Origin of the sequence: Mucilaginibacter angelicae (assembly GCF_042434235.1) — a bacterium.
Lineage (GTDB): Bacteria > Bacteroidota > Bacteroidia > Sphingobacteriales > Sphingobacteriaceae > Mucilaginibacter > Mucilaginibacter angelicae.
This window is the reverse complement of sequence record NZ_JBHLTS010000018.1, coordinates 311720-318175: the sequence shown is the minus strand read 5'-3', so window position 1 is coordinate 318175 and position 6456 is coordinate 311720. Positions and strand designations below refer to the sequence as shown.

General features: G+C 38.2%; 8 protein-coding genes. 3 read left to right on the top strand and 5 right to left on the bottom strand.

All coding sequences use genetic code 11. The features are described from left to right. Positions 1-366: 366 nt before the first annotated feature. The 4 genes from ACFFGT_RS07640 to ccsA form a co-directional block, all read right to left on the bottom strand. The gene (locus ACFFGT_RS07640; protein ID WP_377021919.1) at positions 367-987 is read right to left on the bottom strand and encodes a hypothetical protein; all 621 of its coding nucleotides are present in this window, start codon (positions 985-987) and stop codon (positions 367-369) included. Positions 988-1112: 125 nt separating this feature from the next. Further along, positions 1113-2549, bottom strand: a complete 1437-nt coding sequence (locus ACFFGT_RS07635; protein WP_377021918.1) for a Glu/Leu/Phe/Val family dehydrogenase — start codon at positions 2547-2549, stop codon at positions 1113-1115. Positions 2550-2701: 152 nt separating this feature from the next. Then, positions 2702-2911 carry a CcmD family protein gene (locus ACFFGT_RS07630; RefSeq protein WP_121227648.1) on the bottom strand — a complete coding sequence of 70 codons (210 nt, stop codon included), beginning with the start codon at positions 2909-2911 and terminating at the stop codon, positions 2702-2704. 1 nt (position 2912) lies between these two features. Beyond that, a complete protein-coding gene (gene ccsA / locus ACFFGT_RS07625) occupies positions 2913-3596 on the bottom strand; it encodes a cytochrome c biogenesis protein CcsA (RefSeq protein ID WP_512700656.1) in 684 nt (227 codons plus the stop codon). 270 nt (positions 3597-3866) lie between these two features. On the opposite strand from ccsA, the gene ACFFGT_RS07620 reads away from it, so the two are divergent. From ACFFGT_RS07620 to ACFFGT_RS07610, 3 genes are read left to right on the top strand one after another with little or no spacing between them, the layout of a single operon-like run. After that, positions 3867-4085, top strand: coding sequence for a helix-turn-helix domain-containing protein (locus ACFFGT_RS07620; RefSeq protein ID WP_377021917.1), 219 nt, complete (start codon positions 3867-3869; stop codon positions 4083-4085). After that, positions 4069-4650, top strand: coding sequence for an MjaI family restriction endonuclease (locus tag ACFFGT_RS07615; protein WP_377021916.1), 582 nt, complete (start codon positions 4069-4071; stop codon positions 4648-4650). Before ACFFGT_RS07620 ends, ACFFGT_RS07615 begins: the two co-directional genes overlap by 17 nt. 12 nt (positions 4651-4662) lie before the next feature. Continuing rightward, entirely contained in the window at positions 4663-5274 is a 612-nt protein-coding gene (locus ACFFGT_RS07610; protein WP_377021915.1) for an MjaI family restriction endonuclease, read from the top strand. Here the strand turns inward: ACFFGT_RS07610 and ACFFGT_RS07605 are convergent. Beyond that, complete coding sequence (locus ACFFGT_RS07605) at positions 5271-6395, bottom strand: DNA-methyltransferase (protein WP_377021914.1); 1125 nt, start codon at positions 6393-6395, stop codon at positions 5271-5273. The two genes, ACFFGT_RS07610 and ACFFGT_RS07605, sit on opposite strands and share 4 nt — an antisense overlap. Between the last annotated feature and the right edge of the window lie 61 nt (positions 6396-6456).

Genomic DNA, 6456 nt, shown 5'->3' with positions numbered 1-6456 from the left:
AAAGACCTCATCAAGGTATTAATGGCAAAAGACCTATCGATATGATCTCCTTAAACAACAAATAATAACCTGCTATTTTGTCTCCGAATTACTAAACCCTTACAATTGCGAGGTACGAAGCAATCCCCTACTTGCAGAGCCGCTCTGTATAGTTCGCGATTGCTTCGTTCCTCGCAATGACGCGGAGGTGAAGATCGTCTCGTGCAATGACGATAGCTTTCTTATATCATTCCCTTTTTAGCAACATTTGGGCGATACCTCCGGCCCGGGCTCTTCGCTCATACGCCTGCAGAGTTTACCCCGATGCCTATCGGGGCATTACGCTCATTGGCCGGTATCCGCTGCGATCCCTATCGCGGGAGTTGATCATTTATTCTCCGCCTGAAGCTGCTTAGCCAAAGCGGCCAGATCTGTTTTAAAACTATTCAGTTTAAGTGTTTGTGCCAATGTGGTTAGTTTTCTCTTTTTATCAGCAAAATTTTGCCCCGTACTAACAGGACTACTGATGTTAAACGCATGAGCAAAACACAATGTAGTTAAGTATACCTGCTGAGAAATTGATTTATTATCCGGCGGCATATTAAAATGCCAAAGCAGGAACAATTTTTTATTGATGGTTACCCACTCCTTATGTATGTCTGAAATCTTGAGTTTTAGCTCATCCTTTATATAATTCAATTCATATTCAGAGTAGCCAAGCAATTCAGCTTTCTGCCTCTCAACCGTGGAATCAGTAGTACTAAATGCGCTATTGCTTATCAGGTTAAATTGAATCGGATCCTGATTAACATTAATCAAATCAGAATTTTCAATAGGATTTATGTCAGTAGATACGATATCAACAATTATCGACTGCGAATTGCCATTATATATTATTTTGAACCCATCATTTGTTTTCATTAAAAACCGTTCAAAATTATCTGGAGTTTGGGCTTTTAAACCAACTGCACCCAAAAGCATCACTATCAGTAACAGCGTATTTTTCATATGTGATAAGTTGATACAATATCGCATTTTTTATTTACGTGGTAAATATCTTATTAAACAAAAACGAGGCAAGTTTTTTTTCAAACCCACCTCGTTTTTTATAATCTATGATATGCCTTTTCTACTTACGGCCAAATACCTAAATTTTGATACGACACCGCTATTTTATTGATAGCGCCAACCATGGCTGCATTACGTAATGTACCAATTTCAGCATTGCTTTTATAGATCTCCCTGATCTCGTGGTATGAACGGATCATGGTATCTTCCAGTCCCGAGTTTACCAGCTCAAGCTCCGATGCTCCTTTAATAATGGTTGAGCGTTGCATTTGAGTTAAAGCTACACCGGTAATACCTTCAACCATGTTTACGAGGTTAAGATTGGAGTTTTCTTCAAACCTGCGGTTCATACGGCCAAAAGCTACGTGGCTCAGGTTTTTTAACCATTCAAAATAAGACACGGTTACACCGCCCGCATTGGCAAACATATCAGGTACAATAATACCGCCATTGGCATAAAATATAGCTTCGGCTTCGGGTGATGTTGGCCCGTTAGCACCTTCAACAATGATCTTAGCCTGTATGTTACGAATATTTGCCTCGGTGATCTGGTTTTCAAGAGCGGCAGGAACCAAAATATCACATGGTTGTTCCAGGCCTTCCATAGTATTGGTAAATTCCTGCGCTGCACCGGCATAACCTAAAATAGAACCAGTTGCCTTACGGTGCTGAAATACAGTTTCGATATCCAAACCGTTTTCGTTATAAATAGCGCCTTCAAACTCACAAAGACCAACTATGATCGCGCCCATTTCTGATAAAAACTTGGCCGAATAGTAGCCTACGTTACCAAGGCCCTGTACAATTACCCTTTTGCCCGATAAGCCTGGCAGCAGGCCAATTCTTTGCATATCCTCACCAACGCTTACGCACTCGCGGGTGGCAATGGCCACACCACGACCGGTAGCTTCCCTCCTGCCGGCAATACCGTGCAGGGCAATAGGTTTACCGGTTACAGCGCCCATGGCATCCAGCTGACCGGGGTTCATAGTCGCATAAGTATCAGCAATCCAGCTCATTTCACGCTCGCCCGATCCATAATCAGGTGCAGGCACGTCAATGCTTGGGCCAATAAAGTTCTTTTTGATCAACTCAACAGTATAACGACGGGTAATATTTTCCAGCTCGCTTACCGTGTAGTTTTTAGGGTTTATTTTGATACCGCCTTTGGCGCCGCCAAACGGGACGTTAACAATGGCACATTTGTAGGTCATGAGTGCGGCAAGGGCCATTACCTCATCCTCGTTCACCATTTCGCTGTAGCGGATACCGCCTTTGGTTGGCGACTGGTGGTGTGAGTGCTCAACACGCCAGGCGTCAATTACCTCAAAACCATTGCCCCTGCGGATAGGGAAACGGAAACGGTAAACGCTGTTACATGATTTGATCTGATCAAGCAAACCTGCATCATGTTTGGTGAATTGGGCAGCATAATCAAAGTTTTTACACACATCGCTAAAAAAGTGTGTTTCCTGGTCGGCAATCAAAATATTCGTAGCCATAACTATTGTATAAATATTAATCTCTTAAAAAAGTGAGCAAATTTGGTACAATTTTTATCAATATTGCAAATATTTCTTAGTTAGTGTGCTCTGTACACCATCAAACACCGCCACGAATAATATGTTTAAATTGTTTAAACATATTATTTGAACTACTTTTCGTTTTCGACTTTTTTTAACCTGCGGTCTATTGTAAACAGGTAAATAGCCAAACCAACAAAAATTATGGAAATAGTTGCTACAACTACGTAAATTTTTCCCGACTGGCGCAAGGCGTCTGCCATTTCAACTTGCTGGCCCTGCTGTGCAAAAACAACTGTACAAAAAGTAAGCAGCAACAATAAAAGCGTTAATTTCTTCATCTTAATTTATAGCGTTCTTCTTATTCTCAATTAAACGGATGCGGTAGCGGATAGTTGCTATCCAAAGGGCAATAAAACTCCAGCCAAGCATAGCCGGGTAAAAGGCTATCTTCATGCCGTTATCAAGGTCGTATTTACCAAATGCCGGGTTACCGCCGCTGCCGGGGTGCAATGAATCTGTTAAACGGGGTAAAACAAATATCAATACGATCATAATCGGAAACGCGAAAATGTTGTAGATGGCCGAGATCTTGGCGCGCTTCTGTTCCTCATCAATAGAGTTGCGAAGTACCAAATAAGCACAGTAAAGCAAAAATGCAATAGCAGCACTGTTTTGTTTAGGGTCACCACTCCAAAACTCGCCCCAGGTGTATTTTGCCCACAGCATGCCGGTTAAAAGTCCCAAACTGTAAAACAGCAGACCTGTATTCACACACTCAACTGAGGCAAGGTCGTGCTCTTCTTTGCCTGTTTGCAGGTACTTAATACTGAAATAAACTGATACTACAAATACCGTCAGCATCCCCATCCACATAGGTACGTGGAAATACAAATTACGGATGGTTTCGTGAATAATTGGCAGCCTTGGGGCTTTGAAAACCAGGCCGGTGTAAAAGGTAGATAATACCAGCAAAACAGCCGCCACCTTCCACCATGTTTGATAAATAAACTTCATATGATTTATGGCGGTAAAGGTAAGGAAAAATCATTAGGTGATTGAGGTAATGGGTATGATAATTGGGCGAAAAGATTGGTTGGTTAAATTAGAATCGTAATAAATTAAAGATGGCTACAGTGCGATTCATTCTCAATAATTATTAAAAGGTATCAAAATAGGGCATTCACATTTTTGACGCATTTTGACAATTATTTTTACCAAATGTTTTTTAAAATAAAAAACTCAGTGTGACTTATAGTCTTTGATTTATAGTCAACAACTTAAGATGTTTGCGTAGTGGATATAAAGCAAAAAGTAGGAAAGAAAATCAAAGAACTGAGAGAATTAAACAATCAGTCTCAAAAGGATTTGGCTTATTCATGCGATTTAGATAGAAGTTATATCGCCAGCGTTGAAAATGGCAAACGAAACATTTCTATCGTGAATCTTGAAAAGATTTCAATTGCGCTAAATGTCCCACTAAGTCAAATCTTCATAAATGAAACTAAACCTTAAAAGTGCCGAAATCCAAGAAATTCTTTCCGGTAGACCATTGAACTCTTATCCCAAATATTCCACTCAAATACTTGTCTTAGCCAATCAAAATGCTCAAAGTACAAGACCAAGCATGGTAGGACAAATGAGTGATCTAATTCAAGAATTTAAAGGCGCAAGCCTAAAAGAATGGGAAACTTGGTATATAGAGAAATATCCAGATGCCATTGATAATGCAACTGATAAATTACTACCTATGGTTAGGGCGTTAGAAGCCAGTGCACGAGCAATTGATAGAACGGTAGTAAGAAAGTGGGTAGAAGAATTTCTAATTGACAAAACCTTTGCAGGTTTAAAATTTCAAGAAGCGATTTTAAAAAAAATTGCAGAAATCAAAAATGAATCTTACAGGCTATCTAAGCCAGAAGAAGAAAGTAAAGGTATTGACGGTTTTATTGGTGATAAGCCTGTAAGCATTAAACCAAGCACTTATAAAACAATGATGGGGTTAGCTGAGGTAATCGAAGCGAATATGATTTATTACGAAAAAAAGAAAACAGGCATTTCCATTGAGTTTGATTTTTAATTTTAATGTAATATGGCGTATACTGGCGGTCCTCTAAATGAATTGAATGGCAAAATGGGAATATCGGCACCGTACAAAAGTGTACCGGTAATGAAATTAATACGTTTTCACAACCCTAAAAGCAAAGAAGAACTTGTTGAACTTATTGAATGGCATAGTCAAAATAATTGTGAGTGTGGAACAAAAAGTCAAGGAAGCGTTGAATCTTTTGGTAGAAATTTATTTGATTCACAATTGATATACTGGGGTGAAAAGCGATTCACTTTACAGGAATGTATTCAATGGGAATATGATTTGTTTGTAGTCCAGTCATTAAAAGGAGGTATAATCGAGAAGAAGGCTATACAAATTTTAAATGATTCGTTATCGAAGTATAAATTTGAAGAGGCAGAAGGATATTTAGATGAAGAGTTGAGAATTGATATAATCATCAAAAAGAATGGTTTAGAGATTGGCGGCATTCAAGTAAAACCGAGAACTTTTAAACTTATGCGGCGGGAAGTCATCACGTTTAATACAACCGCAAATCAAAAATGGGGAAGACCAGTCTTTTATTTATACTATGATGAAAATGAAGTTTTTTTAAATATACTCGAATTAGAAAAAGAGATTGAAACCTATTAAAGTTCAAAAACCTGCAATTGAGTTTCAACCTTATTTTTAAGGTTCAAAGGCTCTTCATAAATCCAACTATCCTTATGAGTAACGATATAGTCGTTATCGTTAAAGTTTTCGATTCTGTCAATATAGGATAGTTTCATATCTGTTTCTTGCGAAGTCATGACTTCACATTCCATATTGTTGTTGTAATGCTTTATTGGTGCATTCTTTTCGTTTGCTAACCGTTCAACAACAAATTTTCTGTGGGAATCAAGTCTAAATTTAGTATAGTTGTTTAAGCCCACAATAGGGGTTTTAGCAACATTATCTTTGATAATATCTAAAAATTGCGAATCAATTTCGTATCCGATACTGTTTCTTTGTGAAGCCATTGCTGCGATTGCTGTAGTTCCGGTACCCAAAAAAGGGTCTAATACCGTATCACCTTTTAATGAATACATATTAATTAACCGATATGCTATCTCATAAGGAAATGCCGCACTTCTTTTACGTGTTTCAGAATCGGAAATATTTTGTTTTACACCCTTAAGTTCCCACAGGTCGGAAAACCATTTATTCCTTTCTTCCCAAAAAAAAGCACTTTGTTTACGTTTTAGTTTTTCATCAGGAGTTTTAAATGTCCTTTTACCATCTTTTCTAAAAACTAATATCCATTCATGTTCAAGAGTTACGTACGCACCAGATGGTAACATTCCTGATCCCATAAATTTATTCGGAGCATTGGTTTGTTTACGCCAAAGTATGTTGGGTAAATTATTTATTCCTAATTTGTTAAACGCCGAAATAATTCTTGCATGATTTGAGTATAGAGAAAAATCCCCATTTATTGTCCGAGTTGCATCTCCAATGTTAATACAAACAAATCCCCCCTTAATTAATACTCTTGATACCTCTGCCCAAATCTTGTCAAGTTCTTGATGCATTAGATCAAACGCTAACTGACCATTTCCTTTTTCAAGCGCATCACCTATCGTTTTGTTTTGCTTAACCATTATTTCATCCCACATTTCAATCATTGGGTATGGCGGGGAGGTTACAACCAATTCAACCGAATTATCGGAAACCTGATGCATATTTTGTGAGGCACCAATATGAATTTTATGTAACGTTTGAAGTGGTTTCATTGACGCAAAGCTAAAACAAAGTTACTTAAAGTCAACATGTTGTTTTGTATAATTTACCAAC